The following is a 21,175-nucleotide window of genomic DNA, read 5'->3' on the forward strand; positions in this document are numbered from 1 at the left end:
TTTTCCTTTTTAGTACTTCAGTTTTCCAGATGTGCCGAATATTGGGAAATACCGCTTGCTTTCAAGAGCTTGAAGAAGCTTCAACGCAACATTATTTCGGGGCGGCGGCGGTCACGATGGCCGGACGCAGCAGGCGGTCGGCGATCATATAGCCCTTCTGCAGCACGGCCACCACGGTATTCGCTTCCTGGTCCGCCGGCACGACGGCCACGGCCTGGTGCTTGTTCGGGTCGAGCTTGTCGCCGGCCTGCGGCATCACCTCGACCAGGCGATTCTTCTCGAAGGCGGCGGTCAACTGCTTGAGGGTCATCTCGACGCCTTCCTTGATCGACTCGACCGTCGGCGCCTCGACCTTCAAGGCCATCTCCAGGCTGTCGCGCACCGGCACCATGGCCTCGGCAAAGCTCTCGATCGCGAACTTGTGGGCCTTGGCGACATCTTCCTGGGCGCGGCGGCGGACGTTGTCGGCCTCGGCCTTGGCGCGCATGAAGGCGTCGTGCATCTCGGCCAGCTTGGCTTCGGTAGCGCTCAGCTGTTCTTCGAGACCGGATCCGGCCGGCGCCGCGGTCTGCTGTTCGGCCGCGGGCGCGGCGTCACCTTCGGGCTGCTTCGCCACTTCTTGGTTTTCTTGGTCTTGCATCGAAAAAACTCCTGGAATCAAGGACTTGGCTGATGGATTGACGAATGATCTTCGTCGTACAGGCCCGCATATGGGGCGATCTCCTACATTTTCAAGGGGAATTGCACCCTTGGCATGTCGGGGGTGTCATCTTTTGTTACAAGATTTACCAACCCGCAGGCCCTGTCATCGGCACGGCATGTCAACATGTTTCCTATAAGACATCCAGCGCGCATGCGCCGACCTCCGATAGGGAACCATCATGAAACTGCATCTGATCAGTGGCGCCGTGGTGGCTTACACCCTGCTGACGCTGCTCGCGATCTGCCTGGCCGAGCTCAATCCGGCGCCACAAAACGTGCCATTCTAGCAGCTTGATTGGGAATGTCTCTCGTTCACGCCATGGTGGGCATCGCATGCCCGCCGGCCTGCCGACACCGTTGAAGAATGCGTCGTGCGGAGTAAATCGGGCACTGGCCCGATTTACCTGCCCACGCCTGGCGCCTACGAGACAGGCGCTTGCTCCGCGCCGAGGGAAATGGCGTACTCGTGCCCGACCTGGGCATCGCGCTTGCGCGCTGCCTGCTGCACGGGCGTGAGCATGGTCGGCCAGCCGATCAGGTGCTGCTCGGCGACTTCCGCCAGGCCCGCGATCCAGTCCGGGCTGTCGTTCAGGCAGGGGATATAGTGGTATTCCTGGCCGCCGTTCGATTCGAAATCGTGGCGGACTTCCATATTGATCTCTTCCAGCGTCTCCAGGCAGTCGCTGGTGAAGCCCGGGCACATGACGTCGATGCGGCGCACGCCGCGCTGCGCCAGCTGCTGCACGGTCGGCGCCGTGTACGGCTGCAGCCATTCCGCCTTGCCGAAGCGCGACTGGAACGTGACCAGGTATTCGTCCGCGCCCAGGCCCAGGCGGGTGGCCAGCAGGCGCGCCGTCTTGTGGCATTCGCAGTGGTAGGGATCGCCCAGCTCCAGCGTGCGCTTGGGCACGCCGTGGAAGCTCATCACCAGCTTGTCGCCGCGGCCGTGCGCTTCCCAATAGGCCTCCACCCGGCGCGCCAGCGCCTCGATATAGCCTTCGTGGTCGTGGTAGTTGCGCACCAGGCGCAGCTCCGGAACGTTGCGTACGTCCTTGTAGTGGGCGAACACGGCATCCCAGACCGAGGCCGTGGTGGTGCCGGAGTACTGCGGGTAGGCCGGCAGCACGACGATGCGATCGACGCCGCGCGCCTTCAGGCCGTCGAGCACGTCCGGCAGCGATGGGGAACCGTAGCGCATCGCCATGACGACCTCGACGTCCTGGTGGCCGCGCTCGGCCAGCAGCTTCTGCAGCTGCACCGCCTGGCGCTCCGTGTACACCTTCAGGGGCGAACCTTCGCGCATCCAGATCGTCTGGTACTTCTTGGCCGACGCGCCGGAGCGGAACGGCAGGATCGCCAGGTTCAGGATCAGGCTCCACACGGCGCGCGGGATCTCGACCACGCGCGGGTCGGACAGGAATTGCCTCAGGTAGCGCCGCACCGCAGGACGGGTCGGGGCGTCGGGCGTGCCGAGGTTGACGAGCACGATGGCACTGCGGGACACTGTGCCGTGCTGGTGGGGCGGTTCTTTGCGGTAGGCCATGGGAGCGTGGATGATTATTTGGCGCCATTATAGATTGGCGCCGTATTGATGCCGAGTTGATATTACTGATCGGTCCGATAGGGCCGGCACGCGACGGCGTACCGGCAGTCATCGCGCCGCTCAGGACGCCAGCAGCTCGCGCGCGTGCTTGCGCGTGGTCTCGGTGATCTCGATGCCGCCCAACATGCGCGCCACCTCTTCCACCCGCGCCTTGTTGTCCAGCACGTCGATGCGCGACACGGTCTTGCCGTATTCGGTCGTGCCCTTGGCCACCTGGAAGTGCTGGTTGGCCTGGCTCGCCACCTGCGGCAGGTGGGTCACGCACAGCACTTGCCGGCTCTGGCCCAGGCGCTTGAGCAGGCGGCCGACGACTTCCGCCACGCCGCCGCCGATGCCCGTGTCGACCTCGTCGAAGATCAGCGTGGGCACCGTCGTCGCGTGCGCCGTGATCACGGCGATCGCCAGCGAGATGCGCGCCAGTTCGCCGCCCGACGCCACCTTGGCCAGCGGCCGCGCGACGACGCCGGCGTGGCCGGCCACCATGAACTCGACCTGCTCCAGGCCGTAGCTGGCCGGCTCGCACGGGTTGAGCGCGACCTCGAAGCGGCCGCCGCTCATCGACAGTTCCTGCATCGCTTCCGACACCTGCGAGGACAGGCGCTGGGCCATGGCGGCGCGGGTGGCGGAGAGCTTGCGCGCCGCTTCCATGTAGACGCCCCTGGCCTTGTCTTCCTGGCGCTTCAGGCCCTCGACGTCGCTGGCGTCGGCCAGCTGCTGCAGCTTGGCCTTCAGCGTCGCGTGCTCGTCCGGCAGTTCCTCGGGCGTGACGCGGAACTTGCGCGCCGTGCCGTGGATGGCATCGAGGCGGGCGTCGACCTGGGACAGGCGCTCCGGATCGAGCTCGATCTTGTCGACGTAGTTGTTCAGCGCGTACACCGCTTCCTGCAGCTGGATGCGCGCCGGCTCCATGCAGTCGAGCACGGCCTGCAGGCCGGCATCGACGTCGGCCAGCTTGGCCAGCTTCTGGTTCAGCGAGGACAGCTGCGACAGGATGGGCTGCTCCGCTTCCGACAGCGCATTCAGCGCTTCCTGCGCGCCCTCGATCAGGCTGGCCGCATGCGACAGGCGGCTGTGTTCGTTGGTGACCTCGGCCCACTCGCCCGGCTTGACGGCCAGCTTGTCGAGCTCGCCGACCTGCCATTCGAGGCGCTCGCGTTCCAGCAGCACGTTCCTGGCATTGGTCTCGTATTCCTCGCGCTGGCGCGCCAGCGCCTTCCACGATTTGTACGTGGTCGCGACCTCGCGCACCTGTTCGGCGGCGTCCGGGTCGCGCACGGCGACCTGGTTGTCGAGCAGCGCGCGCTGGGCATCTCCCTTGAGCAGCGACTGGTGCGCGTGCTGGCCGTGGATGTCGACCAGCAGCTCGCCCAGTTCGCGCAGCTGGCTCGCGGTGGCGGCGCTGCCGTTGATGTAGGCCTTGGAGCGGCCGGCATTGTCGATCACCCGGCGCAGCAGCGCCCCGCCCTCTTCCGACGAGAATTCGTTCTGGTCCAGCCAGCTGCTTGCCGCCGGTGTCAGCGCGAACTCGGCGCTGATGTCGGCCTTGAGCGCGCCTTCGCGCACCATGCTGGCGTCGCCGCGGCCGCCCAGCGCGAGCTGGAGCGCATCGATCAGGATCGACTTGCCGGCGCCGGTCTCCCCGGTGAATACCGTGAAGCCGTTCGAGAACTCGAGCTCGATCGTGTCGACGATGACGAAGTCGCGGATGGTCAGTGTGCGCAACATGAAGAAAGGGGTCTCCTGGTGGATGGCCTGCGGTTACCTGGTGCGGTTACCTTGGTTTGTCGCCGCTGGACGGATATTCGTTCCAGTGCAGCTTTTCGCGCAGGGTATGGTAGTAGCTCCACCCTTCCGGATGCAGGAAGGTGATGGTGTCGGGCGAACGCGAAATGACGATCTCGTCGCCGTGCTGCAGGCTCGTGAAGGTCTGCATGTCGAAGTTCACGCTGATGTCGCGGCCATTGACGATCTCGACCACGATCTCGCTGTTGTCCGGTACCACGATCGGGCGGTTCGACAGCGCGTGCGGCGCGATCGGCACCAGCACGATGCCGGCCAGCGTCGGGTGCAGCAGCGGGCCGCCGGCCGACAGCGCGTACGCCGTGGAGCCGGTGGGCGTGGAGACGATCAGGCCGTCCGACCGCTGGTTGTACATGAACTGGCCGTCGACCGTGACCTTCAGCTCGGCCATGCCAGCGCCCGTGCCGCGCGCCACCACGACGTCGTTCACGGCGACGGAACAGTGGATCTCGGCGCCGCCGCGCATGACGCGCGCTTCCAGCAGCGTGCGCTCCTCGGCGCGCGCCTTGCCGCTCAGGATCTCGCCCAGCGCCGGCAGCATGCGGTCGATCGGGATGTCGGTGATGAAGCCCAGCCGGCCCGAGTTGATGCCGATGAGCGACAGCTTGAAGCGCGCCAGCTGGCGCGCGATGCCCAGCATGGTACCGTCGCCGCCGACCACGATGGCGGTGGCGCAGTGCTCGCCGATCTCGCCCACCGTCATCGCATCGACGCCGGACACGGCCACGTGCGAGGCCGTTTCCTGCTCGAACACGACGCGGTAGCCGCGGCCGCGCAGGAAGTCGACGATGGCCTTGACGGGCTCGTCGATCCCGGCCGTGTTGTGCCGCACGACCAGCGCGATGGTTTGTTGCGGTTCAGGCGTCACGGACATACGACTCTCGGCGGCGGTAATGAGGAGACAGAAGATTAACCGATTCGCTTGGCTTCTGCACTATCGCAACTCAGCAAATACTGTACAAACACACAGTATAGTTGGGCGGATGCGCTTCCCGCAAGCGACTCGGAAAATACTTCTTGGCAACACCTCAATGCAGCACGCCGAACGCCACCGCCAGCAGCAGCGCGGCACCGATCGACAGCCAATGGAAACACATCAGCACCGCCCAGCGCAGCACCGTCAGCATGCGGCCGCCGCCGTACACGCGCCGCATGGCCTTGGGGAGGTACAGCGCCAGCCAGATCCACAGGGCGAAGGTGACGAGGCCGAAGCCATTCGGCACCAGCCGCATCAGGGCCATCATCAGGAAGGCGAAGGCATTCGTGTGCAGCGCGAACAGCAGGTGTTCGCCGTAGCGCCGTCCCGAGCCCAGGTACAGCACCTTGAGGTACAACGCGAACAGCGGCATCAGCAGGAAGATCGCGTACGGCGCGTAGCCGTAGAAGGCGGCCCGCAACACCCTTTCCCGCTCCGCTTGCGACAGGTCGACGAAATGCTCGAGCTTTTCGCCCAGGTAAGGACTGGCGTCGTTGACTACCTTGCGCACGTCGCGCGTGCCTTCTCGGAATTCGCCCGGCTTGTCCTCGCTGATGACAGCGACCTTGCCATCCTTGGTCCGGCCCCCGTCGCCGTCCGCGGTCTCGCTTTCCGCGGCAGGCGCGGGCGCATGAGCGCTGCCGTCCTGCTTGCCGGCCGCCCGCTCCTTGACCGGGCCCGTATGGATGATCTCCTTGTCGCCATGGTCGGTGAACTTCAGGACGGCGAAGAAGATCACGCTGAAGGTCAGGTACACGCGCAGCGGCTGGACGTAGCGCACGCGCCGGCCCGCCATGTATTCCAGCGTCAGCTGCCCCGGTTTGAGCAGGAGCAGCCGCAAGGTCTGCCACAGCTTGCCTTCGAGGGCGACGTAGTGGCCGATGAATTCGTGCAGGAACTCGCGCGTGCTGGGCGGATGCAGTACCGTCTCCTGTCCGCACTGGTGGCAGAAGTTGCCGGAAACATCGGCGCCGCAGTTCGGGCAATCGCTGGCGGCTTGGTGGTCGAGCGCTTCGTGTTTCACGGTGGTTCCTGGCAATTGTCGGGAAACTATATGGTAAACACGTAATTGCAAAAAAGCATCATCCAATTGCGCGACCGGCTTGCGGATGTGGCGTTAGGATTTAAACAATTAAATCTGGGAGGCCATCATGCCGCAGGAAGAAAAAGACCGTGTCGTGAACACGGATCGCAAGATCGAGGAACAAAGCTACAAGCGCGAACCGCACGAGCGCGACGAATCGCCGGACGGCCAGAGCGTGAAGCCGCGCGGCATCATCAAGCAGGCCGCCGAGGACATCGAGAACGGCCTGGTCGATACCGAGAACTACGAGGGCCGCGGCACGCCGGGCCTGGAACAGGCGGTGCAGCCGAATCCGGACGCCAGCGGCGAAGCCAATCCGCTGCCGGACCGCAACCGCGACATGCGCGACCACGACTCCGTCGTTCCCGTCGACGAAGGAAAGAACCGATGACGGCAAGGCCCCTGCTCGCCCTCCTCATCGGCGCCTTCAGCGCTTCCGCGCTGGCCCAGCAGTACCCGACCGGCTGGGGCCCGAACCCCGCGCTGCCGGCGCCGCAGGCATCGCTGATCCCGACGCTGAACATCGCCAAGGCCGAGCCGTGGCCGCAAGGCACCCGCCCGACGCCGGCCGCGGGCCTGACGGCCACGGCGTATGGAAGCGGCCTCGATCATCCGCGCTGGCTCTACGTGCTGCCCAACGGCGACGTGCTGGTGGCCGAGAGCAACAAGCCGAAGAATGCGCCGAAGGAAGGCGGCATCAAGGCCAAGGTGCAGGGCATGGTGCAGGACAAGGCCGGTGCCGGCGTCGAATCCCCGAATCGCATCACCCTGCTGCGCGGCCTCAAGGCCGACGGCACGGCCGAGACGAAGACGGTCTTCGCGAAGGACTTGAATTCGCCGTTCGGCATGGTCCTGGTCGGCAACGACCTGTACATCGCCAACGCCGATGCGCTGTGGAAGTTCCCGTATAAAACGGGCGAGACGAGCCTGTCCGGCAAGGGCGCCAAGGTGATGGATCTGCCGGCCGGCATCAACCATCACTGGACCAAGAACGTCATCGCCTCGCCGGACGGCAAGAAGCTGTACGTGACCGTCGGCTCGAACAGCAACGTGGCCGACAAGGGCATGGAGATCGAGGAAGGCCGTGCGGCGATCTGGGAAGTCGACGTCGCCAGCGGCAAGGGCCGCATCTTCGCGAGCGGCCTGCGCAACCCCAACGGGATGGCCTTCCACCCGCAAAGCAAGGCGCTGTGGACGGCCGTCAACGAGCGCGACGAGATCGGCAACGACCTCGTGCCGGACTACATCACCAGCGTCAAGGACGGCGGCTTCTATGGCTGGCCGTACAGCTACTACGGCCAGCACGTCGACGAGCGCGTCAAGCCGCAGCGCCCGGACCTCGTCGCCAAGGCCATCGTGCCGGACTATGCCGTCGGCGCGCACACGGCCTCGCTGGGCCTCGCCTTCTACGACGGCAACCTGCTGCCCCAGTACAAGAACGGCGCCCTGATCGGCCAGCACGGTTCCTGGAACCGCAAGCCGCATTCGGGCTACAAGCTCGTGTTCGTCCCCTTCGCCGACGGCAAGCCGAGCGGCCCGCCAAAGGATATATTGACAGGCTTCCTGAGCAAGGACGAACATGCGTACGGGCGTCCGGTCGGCGTGACGGTCGCCAAGGACGGCGCCATCCTGCTGGCGGACGACGTCGGCAACATCGTCTGGCGGATCGCTCCGGCAGGCAAATAAACCACCTAGGGAGAACGAGCATGATCAAGCGTAAAGGCAGCGCCGTCTGGAGCGGCGGACTGAAGGACGGCAAGGGTGCGGTCTCGACCCAGAGCGGCGTGCTGAAGGATACCCAGTACGGTTTCAACACCCGCTTCGCCGACGGCATCGGCACCAATCCGGAAGAGTTGCTGGCGGCCGCGCACGCGGGCTGCTTCACGATGGCCCTGTCGGCCCAGCTGGCCGAAGCCGGCCTGACGGCGACGAAGCTGGAAACCAACGCCACCGTGTCGCTGGACCAGGTCGACGGCGGATTCGCCATCACCGCGGTGCACCTGGACCTGACGGCCACCATCCCCGGCGCCAGCCAGGAAGCCTTCCAGGATGCGGCGCAGAAAGCCGAGAAAGGCTGCCCGGTGTCGAAGCTGTTCAATACGAAGATCACGCTGGATGCAAAACTGCAGGCTTGATGCGTGCATTGCGGTGGGCATGTCATGCCCACCCTACCCGGCTACGGCAGGCATCACGGCTGAACACCGGGGTCAGAGCCCTCTGGAAAACAAAACCGGGCTCTGACCCCGGCTGCAAAGATTCCCCTGAACGCATAGAATCCCTGTTTTCCCCACATTCCAACAAGGATAACCATGCGCCTCCTGCACACCATGCTCCGCGTCGGCGACCTGCAGCGCTCGATCGACTTCTACACCAAGGTGCTCGGCATGAAACTGCTGCGCACCAGCGAAAACACCGAATACAAGTACAGCCTGGCCTTCGTCGGCTACGGCAACAACCCGGACCACGCCGAAATCGAGCTGACCTACAACTGGGGCGTCGACAAGTACGAGATGGGCACCGCCTACGGCCACATCGCGCTGTCCGCCGAGGACATCTACAAAACCTGCGAACAGGTGCGCGCGGCCGGCGGCAACATCACCCGCGAGCCGGGCCCGGTCCTGGGCGGCACCACCGTGATCGCCTTCATCACCGACCCGGACGGCTACAAGGTCGAGCTGATCCAGCGCGGCGACAACGAGAGCGGCGGCGGGCTGACCAAGCAATAAGCGGCTGCTGCCAGCAGGGTCCGGCGGGCCCTGCTACAATCCTCTTGTCCGTTTCAAGCGGACACTGTTTATATAAATACGTCTTCGGGGCGGGGTGCGATTCCCCACCGGCGGTATGGCCATCACGGCCGAGCCCGCGAGCGCTCGCTGCATGGTTCTTATGCGGCGAGGTCAGCAGACCTGGTGAGAAGCCAGGGCCGACGGTATAGTCCGGATGAAAGAAGATGTGCGTCATTACGCGCCTGCGTGCCCTGCACGCCTGGCCGCGCCGTTTCGCTTTGCCCTGATGCGTTTTTCGCTAGTTCACCATATTGCGAGGAGCGTCTCAATGACCATCGATACCTTTACCCTTCAAAGCGACGACCTGGAAGGCCGCATTGCCGCCGCCCTGGAAGCCACCCGCGCCGGCATTCCGGTGATCCTGCTCGACGACTTCGACCGCGAGAACGAAGCCGACCTGATCGTGTCGGCCGAAAAGCTCACGAACGAGACCATGGCGCTGATGATCCGCGAATGCAGCGGCATCGTCTGCCTGTGCCTGTCGGCCGACAATGTGCGCGCGCTGGAACTGCCGCCGATGGCGCTTGAAAACGGCAGCAAGTACGGCACCCCGTTCACCGTCTCGATCGAGGCGCGCGAAGGCGTCACCACCGGCGTGTCCGCGGCCGACCGCGTGACGACGATCCGTGCCGCCATCGCGGCCGATGCGAAACCGGCGGACCTGGTCCGCCCGGGCCACGTGTTCCCGCTGCGCGCCAACCCGGCGGGCGTGCTGGGCCGCGCCGGCCACACGGAAGGCTCCGTCGACCTGTCGATCATGGCGGGCCTGCAGCCGGCCGCCGTGCTGTGCGAACTGATGAACGAGGACGGCACCATGATGCGCGGCGAGACCATCGAGCGCTTCGCGCGCGAGCGCGGCTTCCCGATCCTGACCATCGCCGAGATGATCGAATGGCGCAAGCGCGAGCAGCGCGAAGCGGCTTGATCAGGCTTTGATCGTGCAATGAAAAAACGGCGCCGCGGCGCCGTTTTTTCATTGCTGCATGCCGTGCTTACGGCTGCTGCAGTAGCGCGTTGATCGGCTGCAGGTCCTCTTCGCGCAGCGAGCCTGCGGCGGCCTTCAGGCGCAGGCCGGCGATGATGGTGTTGTAGCGCGCCTTGGCCAGGTCCGTGCGGGTCTGGTACAGCTGGCGCTGGGCATTCAGGACGTCGATGTTGATACGCACGCCGACCTGATAGCCGAGCTTGTTCGATTCCAGCGCCGAGTTGCTCGACACTTCCGCCGCTTCCAGCGCCTTCACCTGGGCCAGGCCGCTGTTCACGCCCAGGAAGGACTGGCGCGCCGTGAGCGCGGCATTGCGGCGGCTCGCCTCCAGGTCGTTGCGCGCCTTGTCTTCCAGCGCGATCGATTCGCGCACGCGGCTGGTGACCGAATAGCCGCTGAAGATCGGGATGCTGTACTGGACGCCGACCGCGTTGGTGGTCTGGCGGCCCGAGAAATAGGTCTGGCCGTCGGTGCGGTTATGGCGCGAGCTGGCCACCAGGTCCAGCGTCGGATAGTGGCCGGCGCGGTTCTTCGAGATGTCGCGCTTGGCCGATTCCAGCTGCAGCTGGGCCACCGCCACGCCGTAGTTCTGGTCTTCCGCGGCCGACACCCACTGGTCGACGTTGATCGGCTGCGGCGCCGTCAGGGTCACGCCCGTGCGCAGCGTCGCCAGCGTGGCCGGCGGCGTGCCGATGATGGCCTGCAGCGCCGTCTTCTTGTTCTCCAGGTCGTTGACGGCGGCGATTTCCTGCGAAATCACGAGGTCGTAGGCGGCCTGGGCTTCGTGGGTATCGGTGATCGTCTGGGTGCCGACCTCGAAATTGCGCTTGGCCGATGCCAGCTGCTCGGTCGTCGCTTCCTTCTGGGCGCGCGTCGATTCCAGCGTGTCCTGGGCCGACAGCACGTCGAAGTAGGCCTGCGCCACCCGCACGATCACGTCCTGCTGGGCCTGGGCGAACTGGGCTTCGGAGATGGCTTGCTGCAGCTTGCTCTGCTGGTAGGTTTGCCAGCGGTCCCAGCGGAACAGGGGCTGCTGCAGGGCGATCGTGTAGGTCTTCGACGTGGCGGTGCCTTCGCTGCCCTGCACGGTCGAGAACGGGTCGTTCGGGTCGATGATCTGGCCTTCGTTCCAGGCCGCGTTGTCGTTCTTGGTGCGGGTCACGTCCCCGGTGATGCCGACGGTCGGCAGCAACCCCGAGCGCCCCTGGGTGATGCGTTCGCGGCCCGCCACGGCGGAGGCACGGGCGCTGGCATAGGTGGCGTCGTTCGCCAAGGCCTGCCGGTACACCTGGAGCAAATCGGCCGCCTGCGCCTGGAGCGAAAAAGCACTGGCCAACAGCACGGCGATGAGGGGTTTCTGCATTACTTTCTCCGTCGGAGTCATCAAGTTATGGACGCAGGCCGTCGACGCTTCAATACTTCGGCATCGAGGGATCGACCTGCACGGCCCAGGCGTGTATCCCGCCCGTCAAATTCGTTACGTTGCTGAACCCGTTACGCTCGAGGAAGGCGGCGACCTGCATGCTGCGCGCGCCGTGGTGGCACACGCAGACGATGTCCTGGTCGTCATCCAGTTCGCTTACGCGGATCGGAATCAAGTGCATCGGGATCTGGGTCGAGCCTGCGATCTGGCAGGTCTCGAATTCCCAGTTTTCCCGCACGTCGAGCAACAGCGGCTTGGGACGCGCGGGGTCGGCCAGCCAGGCCGCCAGCTCGGGTGCGGTAATGTGTTGCATGGCGCGCCCGTTCAGAACTGGAAGTGCGACGGCACCGGGGCGCCCGTCAGGTACTTCACGTTGGTCTCGAACACCTTCACCGTGCTCCAGGCGTTCTCGCCGGTGCGGGTGATGATCGACGCTTCCATCACGGGCGGCTGGCCCACGATGGCGGCGATGCGGCCGCCCGGCTTGACCTGCTTGAGCAGTTCTTCCGGCAGCACTTCCAGCGCACCCGAGATCACGATCACGTCGTACGGCGCGCCCTTGCCGAACTCCACCACGCCGTTGCCCTGCTCGACGGTCACGTTCGAGATGCCGGCCTTGGCCAGGTTCTTCTTCGCCAGCTCGACGCTTTCCGGATTGATTTCCACCGTGGTCACCTTGGCGGCGCGGTGCGCCAGCAGGGCGGCCATGTAGCCCGAACCGGTGCCGATTTCCAGCACGGTCTCGTGCTTGCGGACCTTCAGCTCTTCCATGATGCGTGCCTCGATCTTCGGCGCGAACATCGCTTCGCCGCCCGGCAAGGGGATTTCGACGTCGGCGAACGCCAGGTTCTGGTACGCGGCCGGCACGAACTGTTCGCGCTTGACGACGTGCAGCAGGTCGAGGATTTCGGTATCCAGCACGTTCCACGGACGGATCTGCTGTTCGATCATGTTGAAGCGGGCTTGTTCGATGTTCATTTCAATACTCGGTTGAAAAAGAAATAATCCGATATTTTATCGTTGAACGGCTTCAGCAAACATATCTTAACGACACGTTTGCCGAGACCAGCGGAAATTGCGACAGTCTGCAGTTTGGAGGGGATGAAACCCGGAAAACCGCGCGCCGGTCGCAGGGAGGCGATTCACCGGGCGCCGGCGGGCGCCGCGGTGACGGAGGGCGACAGGCCGTGCAGGGCCATGTCGAGGAAGGTGTCGAGGAAGGCTTGCGGGTCCAGTTCGGCGCGCGGGCACGGGCCGACCGAGTGCTTCCAGGTGATCAGCATCAGCATGGGGGCGACCAGCACCTGCGTCATCATGGACACGTTGATGGGACGGAAATCGCCGCGCGCGATGCCCCGTTCCAGCATCGTGGCCATGGCGCGGGTACCCCGGTTGATGACTTCTTCCTGGTAGAAGCAGGCCAGTTCGGGGAAATTGTCGGATTCCGCCGTCACCAGCTTGATGATGCCGGAGACCTTGGTCGCGCCCAGGCGCCCCCACCAGGACAGCACCAGCTGGCGCAGCAGGTCGGCGCTGTGCCCCTCGAACTCGGCCACGGAGACTTCGGCGTCGCCGATGATGGGCACGATGCTGGAACGCACGACGGCCTTGAACAGCTCTTCCTTGTTCTCGTAGTACAGGTAGAGCGTGCCCTTGGAGACCCCGGCGCGGCGGGCGACGTCTTCCAGGCGTGTGGCGGCATAGCCACGTTCGACGAACAGGTCGAGCGCCGCCTCCAGCAACTCCTGGGGCCGCGCATCCTTGCGCCGTTCCCAGCGCGGCTTGGTGTCAAAAGGGCATGCCATGCTTCTGTCTGACAACTTATTGTTGAGTCAACCGACTATAAGACCGGCATCCGGGGGAGTCAAGAAAGCCCCTGTCACGGATTGTATCTGGCAGCCGTAGTATACTGGCGGGCTTGCCTCCCCTGTGTTTACTCCCGCACATTCCCTGTGACTTCTTCCTCCGAACCCGCGCGCTGCCGTCCCGGCTGCGGCGCCTGCTGCATCGCGCCGTCGATCACGTCGCCCATTCCCGGCATGCCCGACGGGAAGCCGGTTGTCAACTAAAGTGATGTTATGAACTGTCGTGACCATTGCGGTGCGTGCTGCATCGCTCCTTCGATTACCAGCCCAATACCAGGCATGCCAGACGGAAAGCCAGCAGGGGCGAGATGCGTCCAACTTGCGGAAGATAGCCGCTGCCGGGTCTTCGGAAAACCGGAGCGGCCAGCATTCTGTGCAGGACTACAACCGTCGGCAGAGATGTGCGGCTCCAGCCGCGAACATGCTATCCGCTGGCTGGATGAGTTGGAGAGAGCAACCGCCCCGAGTTGAGATGCCAGGCGGAAGTCGCCGTCAGATGCCCTTACTTTTCATCCAAAGCGAAAAAATAGCGACAACGATGATGACAAGGCCCCAGCCAATAAAAATCCGGCGCCGGGAAGTTGGATTACGCTTGCTTTTGAAAAGCGATGCAATTGCCACGTGGACGACTGGGAAAAGCAGGCTTGCCCCGAAGGATTCCGCTATCAGTTGACTCAGTGCTTGAGGATAGTTGAAAGCGGTAGCGATTCTTGGGAGTGACTGCAGCCTAAAACTATGCACCCAAGATTGAACAAACGCGAGCAAAAAGGATAAAAGCGAAAGAGTAATCGCTAGTGCTAGCGAGGTGTGCTCTGCCGAATTCTGTTCAATGGCGTCAGCCCTTGTGTTGGATACTTCCATTTTCAACGTCCCCTGTCCTCGAATGACCCGTCGGCCCCCAGCCAAACCCCGTCGCTAAGGTAGACGGGTTCCCCATCGCCATGGCTCAGGGCTTGGTACAAGCTGGACGTGCTTCCCTGCTCGCGCTCCTTCGCTTTAGTACCATATTTGCTAGCCCACTCAGAACGCCCAATCCCGACCTTCTGGAAATATGACTCGTCTATCGGCTGATTATTGACGAAGAGCGAAACAGCCGAAAGCGCTTGCGAATGAATGGAAACTTCACTCTCTGTATAGTTGTATTCGACAAACCGGTCGTCTGCTCGATGCACGACACTCAACTTTCTGTCGGAATTGAGCATTTCTTCAATGGGCACGGACGTGATAAGTAAATCTACTCCTCGCGTGCGAATCAATACGAACATTGTTTGAGTGCCGTTTGACTTGACCCAGGCCATACGCCACTTCATCGACGCCGTTCCCTGAGGGCGAAAACCGTGCGCTTTCAACTCCTGAATCAGCTCATCTCGCGTTAACGCCTTCATTTTTTCTCCCTTCAGGCATAAGAGTGCTGGACGGAAATGCAATCTGAACATTCTTCGGGAACGTAAGCAGATTGTCAAGAAAAGACCGTTTAGCCCGTAGGTATCGTCGCTCCCGCGCGGTGCACAACGCCCGCATGCTACCGATATAAAACTCATGGCTTAACTACCGCGTGGACTGGCCCCGCCAGGTCCTTCGGGCCACGTCGTTCCGAGATTTCGGAATCGCGTTCGCTATACGAAAAATCCCAACCACGCAAAGAGCAAGCCATGCAAACCGTCACCCCGGCTCCAACAAGCCAAGCAAAGAAAGTACACACCCCTGCAATCTCCGATTGCGACGCATTCGCCCCTGAAACCCGCGCCAATGCTGGCTTTGCGGGTGGACCGTCCTCGATTTCAGCGGCCCACAAACAGGCCACGCAGCGCGGTACCGCAGTGCCACGGGCAGCCGCGCGCAGCAGGTTCATCAAGGTCCGCGTTTCGCCGGACGAATACTCAGCAATTGCCTGTCAAGCAGACATCGCCAGCCAGCCAATGAGCGAGTACGTACGCGAGCAGGTGCTCGCGGCCCACGAGACCCTCGACTTGAAGGCTGAGCTGGCAACCCTCCGTGGTCTGCTCGGTGCGCCAGTCCAGTCCACGGGCGACACGCTGGCTCTGGAAGCCGTGTTGCTCCTGCGCGAACTGGCAGCGGCCAGGGATGCGCAAATCCTGTCGCGCGTGCGTGCGCAACTGGCCCAGCGGAACGGAGGGAAAGCATGAACATCCGCGACCCATTCCTGAACAGTATCGGCATCGTGCTCGACCGCGTGGCTGTGTGGACGGCGCTGACCGGGGCAAATTTCATAGTCATCTGGGCAGCAGTATGGCAGCGCGGCCTTGGACTTCACTGGTCGGTCGCTGTCAAGCAGCTTGAATCAGTTGTCACCGGAACAGCAACGTCCCTGACCCAAACGCTGTTTGTGCTCACCCTGACCGTTGCCGTGCTGGCGACCAGCGGGGTATGCATGTGGCTCTTCGCGCGGTGGAGACACCAGGGCGAGCTAAAGGGTGCGCACATCCGTGGCCCCAGACTGGAGGCTTGAGATGCAACAGTTCGACACCCTCACCTTGGCCGACATCCCGCTACCACGAGAAATCGAGCCCCTGCATTGGCTGTTGACCGGCACCACCGGTGCTGGCAAGACTACTGCCATCTCGGAGCTGCTCGACGGTACCCGCGCTCGTGGCGACCGGTGCATTATCTGTGACCCCAACGGCGGATACCTCGCGCACCATGCCCAGGATGGCGACAGGCTGCTGAATCCGTTCGACAGCCGGAGCGAACGCTGGTCTCTGTTCAACGAGTTCCGCAAGGATTTCGACGCGGAGCGCCTTGCCAGGAGTGTCGTCCCGGACGGGCACGGCGAAAGTGCCGCTTGGCATGGCTACGCACAGACGCTACTGGCCGAAATTCTCCGCGCCTTGGTACGTACCGGCGAAACATCGACGGACAGGCTGCTCTACTGGGCCAGCATCGCACCAGCCAGCGAACTTGCACAGCTATTGGCGGGCACGGCGACGGCAGGGCTCTTCGACCCGGAAGCCGCGAAGGCGCTTGCGTCTACCAGGTTTGTCCTGGCGGCGCGGCTTGCACCCCAGCGCTATCTCGCACCCGGTGCATTCTCTCTGCGGAGCTGGCTGGAGAACGAGTCGGGTAGTCTGTTCCTCACCTGGCGCCCCGACATGCAGACGGCACTTGCCCCACTCATGGGCACTTGGGTGGACGTACTTGCCAATGCCGTGCTCTCGCTGCCACCGGACCCGGCACGGCGTATCTGGCTCATCGCCGACGAACTCGCCGCTCTCGGGTCTCTCGCATCGCTCGAAGCAGCGCTGACCTTAGGACGCAAGCACGGGCTCTGCGTGGTCGCAGGCGTCCAGAGCACGGCCCAGCTTGACGGGCTCTATGGGAAGGACGCCGCGACGGTGTTGCGTAGCTGCTTCCGGAACCTGATGGTTTTAGCTATCTCTCGTACAGACCCGGACACTTGCGATGCCCTTTCCCGGTCCTTGGGCGAACGCGAAATACAGCGGCCCGACGCCTCGCGTTCACAAGGCACGCAGGGGACCAGCCGTGGCACCAGCCTGCAGACGGCGCAGGAGCGGCTTGTCTTGGCGTCGGAAATCGCAGGGCTGCCCAGCTTACAGGGCTATCTGACGCTTGCCGGCGACAGCCTCGTGCGCAAAGTGCGCTTACTGCCGCAAATTCGCGATGTCGTCACCGAGGCATACCAGGAGGAGGCCGCATGCTGAGCCTTGCCAAAGTGACCTCGGGTGATGCCGCTGCCAGCTACTACGAAAGTGCTGACGATTACTACGCGGAAGATGGCCAGGCCGCCAGCGCCTGGTGGGGTGCGGGCGCGGAGGCACTGTGTCTCGCTGGCGTCGTGGATACCCCGACGTTCAAAGCGCTTCTCGACGGCGAGCTACCGGATGGCACGACAATGCACCATGGCGGCGACGGAGAGCGCCGGGCCGGTTCAGACCTGACGTTCAGTGCGCCGAAGAGCGTATCGATGCAGGCGCTGATTGCCGATGACGAACGGCTGTTGAAGGCGCACGACACAGCGGTCGCACGCGTGCTGTCCCACGTGGAGGCACGTCTTGCTGCATGCCGCGTGACGCAAGCAGGTGCAACGTATTCGGAACTGACGGGCAATCTGACAGTCGCTACGTTTCGGCACGAGCTGTCACGTGATGCCGAACCACAGTTGCACACGCATGCCGTCGTCCTGAACTTGACGCGCCGCGCTGATGGACAGTGGCGTGCTCTCGACGCGGCGCCGCTGTACGCCCAGCAGAAATTGCTTGGAGCCCTCTACCGCGCCGAGTTGGCGTTGGAGGTGCAAGCACTCGGCTATGCGGTTCGCTTGACCCACCATGACGGCCGCTTCGAGCTCGCCCATCTTTCCGATAGTGCCGTGGCAGCATTCAGTAGCCGCAGCCAGGCCATTGCTCACGCCCTTGCGAAACATGGAAAGGACCGGCGTACCGCCTCGGCAGCAGAGCGCGAGATTGCGGCGCTCGCGAGCCGCAAGGCCAAGGGAGACCTGGACCGTGAGAGCTTACGCATGGCGTGGCGCGAAAAGAGTGCCGCGCTTGGAATCGACTACGCACCGTTGGCGCCCTCGTCCCTCAGCGCGGACGAGCGACATCAACGAGTTGCGGCAGCAGTCGACTTTGCAACCGAGCACTTAACAGAAAGGCAAAGCCTGATAAGGCACGAAGCCGTAGCGGGCTGGGCATTGGGGCACGCTACCGGCGCCGCGACAATGGCCGACATCGAGACGGAATTGGCGAGCCGGGTCAGCAGTGGTCGTCTGCTGTCGAATGGCGAGGTCTACACCACCCCCGAGGCGCAATCGACAGAGCGGGCATTCCTGGGCATCGAAGCACGCGGACGAGATGCACTCGCCCCCATCGTCCGCCAGCAATGGTTGCCGGGTACTGAGGGCACGGAGCTCAACGTGGGGCAATGGGGCGCGGCGCGACTCGTCTTGACAAGCCGGCACCGCGTCGTCGGCATACAAGGACGCGCTGGCACCGGGAAAACACGCATGCTCACGCAGGTACACGACATCGCATCCATGAACGGCTGGCGCTCAATGGGGCTGGCACCGTCAGCCGCCGCCGCGCAGGAGCTCGGCGGCGCCGGTATCGAAGCTCAAACCATCGCCGCATTTTTGGCCAGAGGTGGCCGTGGTCTTGATAGCGGCACGCTGGTCGTGGTGGACGAGGCAGGCATGGTCGCTGCACGTGACATGCAAGCCGTTCTCGAGCTGGTGGAGTGTGCCAACGCACGCGTCGTGCTTGTAGGCGACACCCAGCAGTTGAAAGCCGTCCGCGCGGGTATCCCCTTCGCGCAGCTCCAGGCAGCGGGCATGGAAACCGCAATCATGCACGAGATTCAGCGGCAAACCAACGCGAACCTGAAGACGGCTGTGGAACACGCTGCGGAAGGCAATGTAGCGGAATCGGTAAAGCTTCTTGCACCCCGAATTGCGGAGGTCGCTCACGCTCGCGACAGGTACGCGACCATCGCTCGTCACTACTGCGCACTCGTTCCCGCGCAACGCGAACAAACCCTGATTGTGGCCGGCACTCATCACGCGCGCGAAGCCATCAACGCCGAGGTCCGCGCTCGCCTCGGTCTCGTTGGCGAGGCGGTATCGATTCTTGTGAGCCGCGACCTGACCGATGCGCAAAAAAGGAGCTCGGTGTCCTACCATGTCGGCGACCTCGTGCAGGCTCAGAAGGACTATCCGTCGCTCAATCTGTGCCGGGGCGATTTCGCCACGGTTGTTTCGGCAGGAGGCGGCCAGGTCGCACTGCAATGTCAAGACGGCACTACTCACCAATGGCGTCCGGCGCTGCTCTCCCACGTTAGCGTCTATACGGTCGCCGAGCGCAACCTCGCCGTCGGCGATAAGGTGCGGGTCAGCGCCAACGACTACGCCCGAGGTCTCATCAACGGCGAATTCTGCACCGTAACCGCAGTCACGAGCCTCGGGGTCACGGTCAAGACAGAAACCGGAAGCGCGGTAACGCTCGACCGTGCGCGCCCGCTCCATCTGGAGCACGGATACTGCACCACGGTCCACTCTGCGCAAGGGCAGACCTGTGCCCGTGTCTTGATTGACGCTGACGTAAGCAGCGCGATGGCGAACGAGAGTCTGTTCTACGTCGCCATCAGCCGTGCCAGGGAGGAGGTCAGGCTCTACACTGATGACCGCCAGCTGCTACCCGCTGCCATGGCCAGGACGGACGTGAAGTCTGCGGCGCTCGACCTGGACAAGCCCCGCTTGGCAATGGGGCTGTAAATACCAACGGATTCGCCAATGATTGGACAAGGCCGTGTTCACCCGAGCACGGCCGTTTCATCATTGCTGGCGCAGATTGGCAGTGACAGCTCGCCTTTGAGCGCCATGTGAAGCGGAACCTGCTCGGACAGAGGGATGAAAACGTTGGCGTCGTCATGGCGAAGCTGAAGTACGGCATGACTATCGGGCCAGACCAACAGTTTCCTGATGACGCGAGTGAACGACCCATGCAGCTCCGCGCGCTCAGTCATCCGCTCGTCCGTGATGTCCCTGACTGCGCCAAGCGCATCCACGATGGCCTGCTCCAGGTCTTCCTCCCATACGGCCGCAACAGGGTCGTTCGCAATAGCAGACAGCTCCACCACGCGGGCCTTGCGCGCCTCCACCGCGCTGTCAAGCTCACGAATGCGGTTGGCCAGGGCAGCCGAGCCGCCCGCTTGCTCGACGATATTCAGCAAGTTTTGCAGGGATTTCGTGTCCTGCAGGAGCGCAGCGCGCTCCCGGTCCAACGCTTCGAGGGCATCCTGCTTGACGCTCCCCTTCAGTATTTCGGCAGAGACGGAGGTCATAAGCGGTGGGATGAGCTTGGTCTCCAGTTCACGCGCGTTCCAGTTGGGGCATTTGGTCACGCCACGGTCACGGTCGGCGCAGACGTACAGAGCATAGCCGGCGCTGTTACGACCGCTCGTCTTCCCTTTGCGCGCCAGGGTCGCGCCACAGTGCCCGCAGCGCAAGAACCCCTGAAATACGTTGTGATAACCAACATCACGGCGCTTGGGGAGGTGACGCCGCCGCTCTGCCGCCGCCTGTGCAGCGTTGAAGAGTTCCAACGAGACAATCCTCGGGTAGTAGTCGGACCAGCAATCGCCAGTCTGCCTGCGAGCCTTCCCATCCTTGATTGACGGCTCGAACTCACCGAGAACCCTGCGGTTGTGCACGAGCTTATGCGGCAAGGTCTTGTGCCAATCCTTCGCTTTCCCGGGCACTGGCCAGCCTTCCCGATTCGCGATGCGTGCGATTGCTGTAGAACCAATGCCGCTCGCAACGAGCTCAAAGACCTTGACTACGCTCTCGGCCTTCTCGGGAATGACATCCCAGCCAGTTTTGTTGCCGTTCGGCCGTAGCCAACCCGGTCCTTGGCCGAAAGCGAACTTTGACCCGTTGTCGCGCTTGCGCTGATGTGCCTTTTTCACCCGGTCAGACTTAGTTGCCGATTCCTCATTAGCACGGATGAACACCATGACTGCCCAGATAAGGCTCGTCTGGTCCTTGATGCTCTCTTCGTCAAGAATCCTTTTGTCGATGAGTGTAACGACGCGGATGCCGAGCTTTACCAGTTTGGCAAGCAGCGCCATTGCGTCGAACAGGTCCGCACGAGACAGACGGTCAAGGTTTTCCACCAGCAGGAACGACCCTCGCTCAATTGCGCCGGACTCTACGGCCTGGATGAAGGCGGCAAGGGCTCCTTTGGTGGCGTTCGAACGGTCGAAGGCAGAGACGCCGAGGTCTTCGAACGATTTCTCTTGCAGAAGAAGGTTGTGTTCTGCTGCATACTCACGGCTTCGGTCGAGCTGCCGCTGGAGACTGTCACCCTTTGCCTGACGCCTTGTGGAAAAGCGTACATACGAGTACGCCTTAGGACGTTCGGAAGGGAAGAGCTTCGAAATCTCTTTAGCTGCTACAGTGGTGGTGCTGGTCATGGGT

At 63.3% G+C, this 21,175-nt stretch carries 22 protein-coding genes and 1 riboswitch; of the genes, 10 read left to right on the forward strand and 12 right to left on the reverse strand.

Features of this window, described 5'->3' with window-relative positions:
* Positions 1-91 precede the first annotated feature (91 nt).
* From grpE to QPK32_RS13315, 5 genes are all read right to left on the reverse strand, one after another.
* On the reverse strand, positions 92-640 hold the full coding sequence (gene grpE / locus QPK32_RS13295; protein ID WP_290413297.1) for a nucleotide exchange factor GrpE: 549 nt from the start codon (positions 638-640) through the stop codon (positions 92-94).
* A 483-nt stretch (positions 641-1,123) separates the two neighbouring features.
* Positions 1,124-2,245: a ferrochelatase gene (gene hemH / locus QPK32_RS13300; protein ID WP_290413298.1), complete on the reverse strand. Its 1,122-nt coding sequence runs from the start codon at positions 2,243-2,245 to the stop codon at positions 1,124-1,126.
* Between the two features lie 120 nt (positions 2,246-2,365).
* Positions 2,366-4,030, reverse strand: coding sequence for a DNA repair protein RecN (gene recN / locus QPK32_RS13305; protein ID WP_290413299.1), 1,665 nt, complete (start codon positions 4,028-4,030; stop codon positions 2,366-2,368).
* 46 nt (positions 4,031-4,076) lie between these two features.
* A complete protein-coding gene (locus QPK32_RS13310) occupies positions 4,077-4,979 on the reverse strand; it encodes an NAD kinase (RefSeq protein WP_290413300.1) in 903 nt (300 codons plus the stop codon).
* A 154-nt stretch (positions 4,980-5,133) separates the two neighbouring features.
* Entirely contained in the window at positions 5,134-6,105 is a 972-nt protein-coding gene (locus QPK32_RS13315; RefSeq protein WP_290413301.1) for a DUF3667 domain-containing protein, read from the reverse strand.
* 127 nt (positions 6,106-6,232) lie between these two features.
* On the opposite strand from QPK32_RS13315, the gene QPK32_RS13320 reads away from it, so the two are divergent.
* From QPK32_RS13320 to ribB, 5 genes are all read left to right on the forward strand, one after another.
* Positions 6,233-6,556 (forward strand): hypothetical protein, encoded by a 324-nt coding sequence (locus tag QPK32_RS13320; RefSeq protein WP_290413302.1) that lies wholly within the window; start codon positions 6,233-6,235, stop codon positions 6,554-6,556.
* Complete coding sequence (locus QPK32_RS13325) at positions 6,553-7,851, forward strand: sorbosone dehydrogenase family protein (protein WP_290413303.1); 1,299 nt, start codon at positions 6,553-6,555, stop codon at positions 7,849-7,851. The genes QPK32_RS13320 and QPK32_RS13325 overlap by 4 nt, the downstream gene beginning before the upstream one ends.
* A 20-nt stretch (positions 7,852-7,871) precedes the next feature.
* Positions 7,872-8,300, forward strand: a complete 429-nt coding sequence (locus QPK32_RS13330; RefSeq protein WP_290413304.1) for an OsmC family protein — start codon at positions 7,872-7,874, stop codon at positions 8,298-8,300.
* 174 nt (positions 8,301-8,474) lie between these two features.
* Positions 8,475-8,891, forward strand: coding sequence for a lactoylglutathione lyase (gene gloA, locus QPK32_RS13335; protein ID WP_290413305.1), 417 nt, complete (start codon positions 8,475-8,477; stop codon positions 8,889-8,891).
* A gap of 76 nt (positions 8,892-8,967) precedes the next feature.
* Positions 8,968-9,121, forward strand: a riboswitch (FMN riboswitch).
* A 98-nt stretch (positions 9,122-9,219) separates the two neighbouring features.
* Complete coding sequence (ribB, locus tag QPK32_RS13340) at positions 9,220-9,876, forward strand: 3,4-dihydroxy-2-butanone-4-phosphate synthase (protein ID WP_290413306.1); 657 nt, start codon at positions 9,220-9,222, stop codon at positions 9,874-9,876.
* A 67-nt stretch (positions 9,877-9,943) separates the two neighbouring features.
* Here the strand turns inward: ribB and QPK32_RS13345 are convergent, their stop codons facing one another.
* From QPK32_RS13345 to QPK32_RS13360, 4 genes are all read right to left on the reverse strand, one after another.
* Complete coding sequence (locus QPK32_RS13345) at positions 9,944-11,299, reverse strand: TolC family outer membrane protein (RefSeq protein ID WP_290413307.1); 1,356 nt, start codon at positions 11,297-11,299, stop codon at positions 9,944-9,946.
* Between the two features lie 49 nt (positions 11,300-11,348).
* Positions 11,349-11,672 (reverse strand): rhodanese-like domain-containing protein, encoded by a 324-nt coding sequence (locus QPK32_RS13350; protein WP_290413308.1) that lies wholly within the window; start codon positions 11,670-11,672, stop codon positions 11,349-11,351.
* Between the two features lie 11 nt (positions 11,673-11,683).
* Entirely contained in the window at positions 11,684-12,337 is a 654-nt protein-coding gene (locus QPK32_RS13355) for a protein-L-isoaspartate O-methyltransferase (RefSeq protein ID WP_290413309.1), read from the reverse strand.
* A 164-nt stretch (positions 12,338-12,501) separates the two neighbouring features.
* Entirely contained in the window at positions 12,502-13,164 is a 663-nt protein-coding gene (locus tag QPK32_RS13360; RefSeq protein WP_290413310.1) for a TetR/AcrR family transcriptional regulator, read from the reverse strand.
* Between the two features lie 273 nt (positions 13,165-13,437).
* Here QPK32_RS13360 and QPK32_RS13365 point away from each other — a divergent pair, with 273 nt between their 5' ends.
* Positions 13,438-13,695 carry a YkgJ family cysteine cluster protein gene (locus tag QPK32_RS13365; protein ID WP_290413311.1) on the forward strand — a complete coding sequence of 86 codons (258 nt, stop codon included), beginning with the start codon at positions 13,438-13,440 and terminating at the stop codon, positions 13,693-13,695.
* Positions 13,696-13,716: 21 nt separating this feature from the next.
* Here QPK32_RS13365 and QPK32_RS13370 read toward each other — a convergent pair whose 3' ends face one another.
* Together QPK32_RS13370 and QPK32_RS13375 are read right to left on the reverse strand one after the other, a co-directional pair.
* A complete protein-coding gene (locus QPK32_RS13370; RefSeq protein WP_290413312.1) occupies positions 13,717-14,085 on the reverse strand; it encodes a hypothetical protein in 369 nt (122 codons plus the stop codon).
* Positions 14,086-14,087: 2 nt separating this feature from the next.
* The gene (locus QPK32_RS13375; RefSeq protein ID WP_290413313.1) at positions 14,088-14,609 is read right to left on the reverse strand and encodes a hypothetical protein; all 522 of its coding nucleotides are present in this window, start codon (positions 14,607-14,609) and stop codon (positions 14,088-14,090) included.
* Between the two features lie 267 nt (positions 14,610-14,876).
* Between QPK32_RS13375 and QPK32_RS13380 the strand changes: the two genes are divergently transcribed.
* From QPK32_RS13380 to mobF, 4 genes are read left to right on the forward strand one after another with little or no spacing between them, the layout of a single operon-like run.
* Complete coding sequence (locus QPK32_RS13380) at positions 14,877-15,371, forward strand: hypothetical protein (protein WP_290413314.1); 495 nt, start codon at positions 14,877-14,879, stop codon at positions 15,369-15,371.
* The gene (locus tag QPK32_RS13385; protein ID WP_290413315.1) at positions 15,368-15,694 is read left to right on the forward strand and encodes a hypothetical protein; all 327 of its coding nucleotides are present in this window, start codon (positions 15,368-15,370) and stop codon (positions 15,692-15,694) included. Before QPK32_RS13380 ends, QPK32_RS13385 begins: the two co-directional genes overlap by 4 nt.
* A 1-nt stretch (position 15,695) precedes the next feature.
* Positions 15,696-16,904, forward strand: a complete 1,209-nt coding sequence (locus QPK32_RS13390) for a type IV secretion system DNA-binding domain-containing protein (protein WP_290413316.1) — start codon at positions 15,696-15,698, stop codon at positions 16,902-16,904.
* Positions 16,898-19,471 (forward strand): MobF family relaxase, encoded by a 2,574-nt coding sequence (mobF, locus tag QPK32_RS13395; RefSeq protein ID WP_290413317.1) that lies wholly within the window; start codon positions 16,898-16,900, stop codon positions 19,469-19,471. Before QPK32_RS13390 ends, mobF begins: the two co-directional genes overlap by 7 nt.
* Before the next feature lie 38 nt (positions 19,472-19,509).
* Here the strand turns inward: mobF and QPK32_RS13400 are convergent, their stop codons facing one another.
* Positions 19,510-21,171 carry a recombinase family protein gene (locus QPK32_RS13400; RefSeq protein WP_290413318.1) on the reverse strand — a complete coding sequence of 554 codons (1,662 nt, stop codon included), beginning with the start codon at positions 21,169-21,171 and terminating at the stop codon, positions 19,510-19,512.
* Between the last annotated feature and the right edge of the window lie 4 nt (positions 21,172-21,175).

The sequence above is a fragment of the Massilia sp. YIM B02763 genome (assembly GCF_030412015.1).
Lineage (GTDB): Bacteria > Pseudomonadota > Gammaproteobacteria > Burkholderiales > Burkholderiaceae_D > Telluria.

Coding starts and splice junctions, on each gene's coding strand:
- QPK32_RS13375 (WP_290413313.1), bottom strand. CDS start 14,609: ATGAAGGCGTTAACGCGAGATGAGCTGATTCAGGAGTTGAAAGCGCAC.
- QPK32_RS13365 (WP_290413311.1), top strand. CDS start 13,438: ATGAACTGTCGTGACCATTGCGGTGCGTGCTGCATCGCTCCTTCGATT.
- gloA (WP_290413305.1), top strand. CDS start 8,475: ATGCGCCTCCTGCACACCATGCTCCGCGTCGGCGACCTGCAGCGCTCG.
- QPK32_RS13385 (WP_290413315.1), top strand. CDS start 15,368: ATGAACATCCGCGACCCATTCCTGAACAGTATCGGCATCGTGCTCGAC.
- QPK32_RS13345 (WP_290413307.1), bottom strand. CDS start 11,299: ATGCAGAAACCCCTCATCGCCGTGCTGTTGGCCAGTGCTTTTTCGCTC.
- QPK32_RS13390 (WP_290413316.1), top strand. CDS start 15,696: ATGCAACAGTTCGACACCCTCACCTTGGCCGACATCCCGCTACCACGA.
- QPK32_RS13350 (WP_290413308.1), bottom strand. CDS start 11,672: ATGCAACACATTACCGCACCCGAGCTGGCGGCCTGGCTGGCCGACCCC.
- hemH (WP_290413298.1), bottom strand. CDS start 2,245: ATGGCCTACCGCAAAGAACCGCCCCACCAGCACGGCACAGTGTCCCGC.
- QPK32_RS13325 (WP_290413303.1), top strand. CDS start 6,553: ATGACGGCAAGGCCCCTGCTCGCCCTCCTCATCGGCGCCTTCAGCGCT.
- QPK32_RS13370 (WP_290413312.1), bottom strand. CDS start 14,085: ATGGAAGTATCCAACACAAGGGCTGACGCCATTGAACAGAATTCGGCA.
- QPK32_RS13310 (WP_290413300.1), bottom strand. CDS start 4,979: ATGTCCGTGACGCCTGAACCGCAACAAACCATCGCGCTGGTCGTGCGG.
- QPK32_RS13320 (WP_290413302.1), top strand. CDS start 6,233: ATGCCGCAGGAAGAAAAAGACCGTGTCGTGAACACGGATCGCAAGATC.
- QPK32_RS13400 (WP_290413318.1), bottom strand. CDS start 21,171: ATGACCAGCACCACCACTGTAGCAGCTAAAGAGATTTCGAAGCTCTTC.
- grpE (WP_290413297.1), bottom strand. CDS start 640: ATGCAAGACCAAGAAAACCAAGAAGTGGCGAAGCAGCCCGAAGGTGAC.
- QPK32_RS13355 (WP_290413309.1), bottom strand. CDS start 12,337: ATGAACATCGAACAAGCCCGCTTCAACATGATCGAACAGCAGATCCGT.
- mobF (WP_290413317.1), top strand. CDS start 16,898: ATGCTGAGCCTTGCCAAAGTGACCTCGGGTGATGCCGCTGCCAGCTAC.
- ribB (WP_290413306.1), top strand. CDS start 9,220: ATGACCATCGATACCTTTACCCTTCAAAGCGACGACCTGGAAGGCCGC.
- QPK32_RS13360 (WP_290413310.1), bottom strand. CDS start 13,164: ATGGCATGCCCTTTTGACACCAAGCCGCGCTGGGAACGGCGCAAGGAT.
- recN (WP_290413299.1), bottom strand. CDS start 4,030: ATGTTGCGCACACTGACCATCCGCGACTTCGTCATCGTCGACACGATC.
- QPK32_RS13330 (WP_290413304.1), top strand. CDS start 7,872: ATGATCAAGCGTAAAGGCAGCGCCGTCTGGAGCGGCGGACTGAAGGAC.
- QPK32_RS13380 (WP_290413314.1), top strand. CDS start 14,877: ATGCAAACCGTCACCCCGGCTCCAACAAGCCAAGCAAAGAAAGTACAC.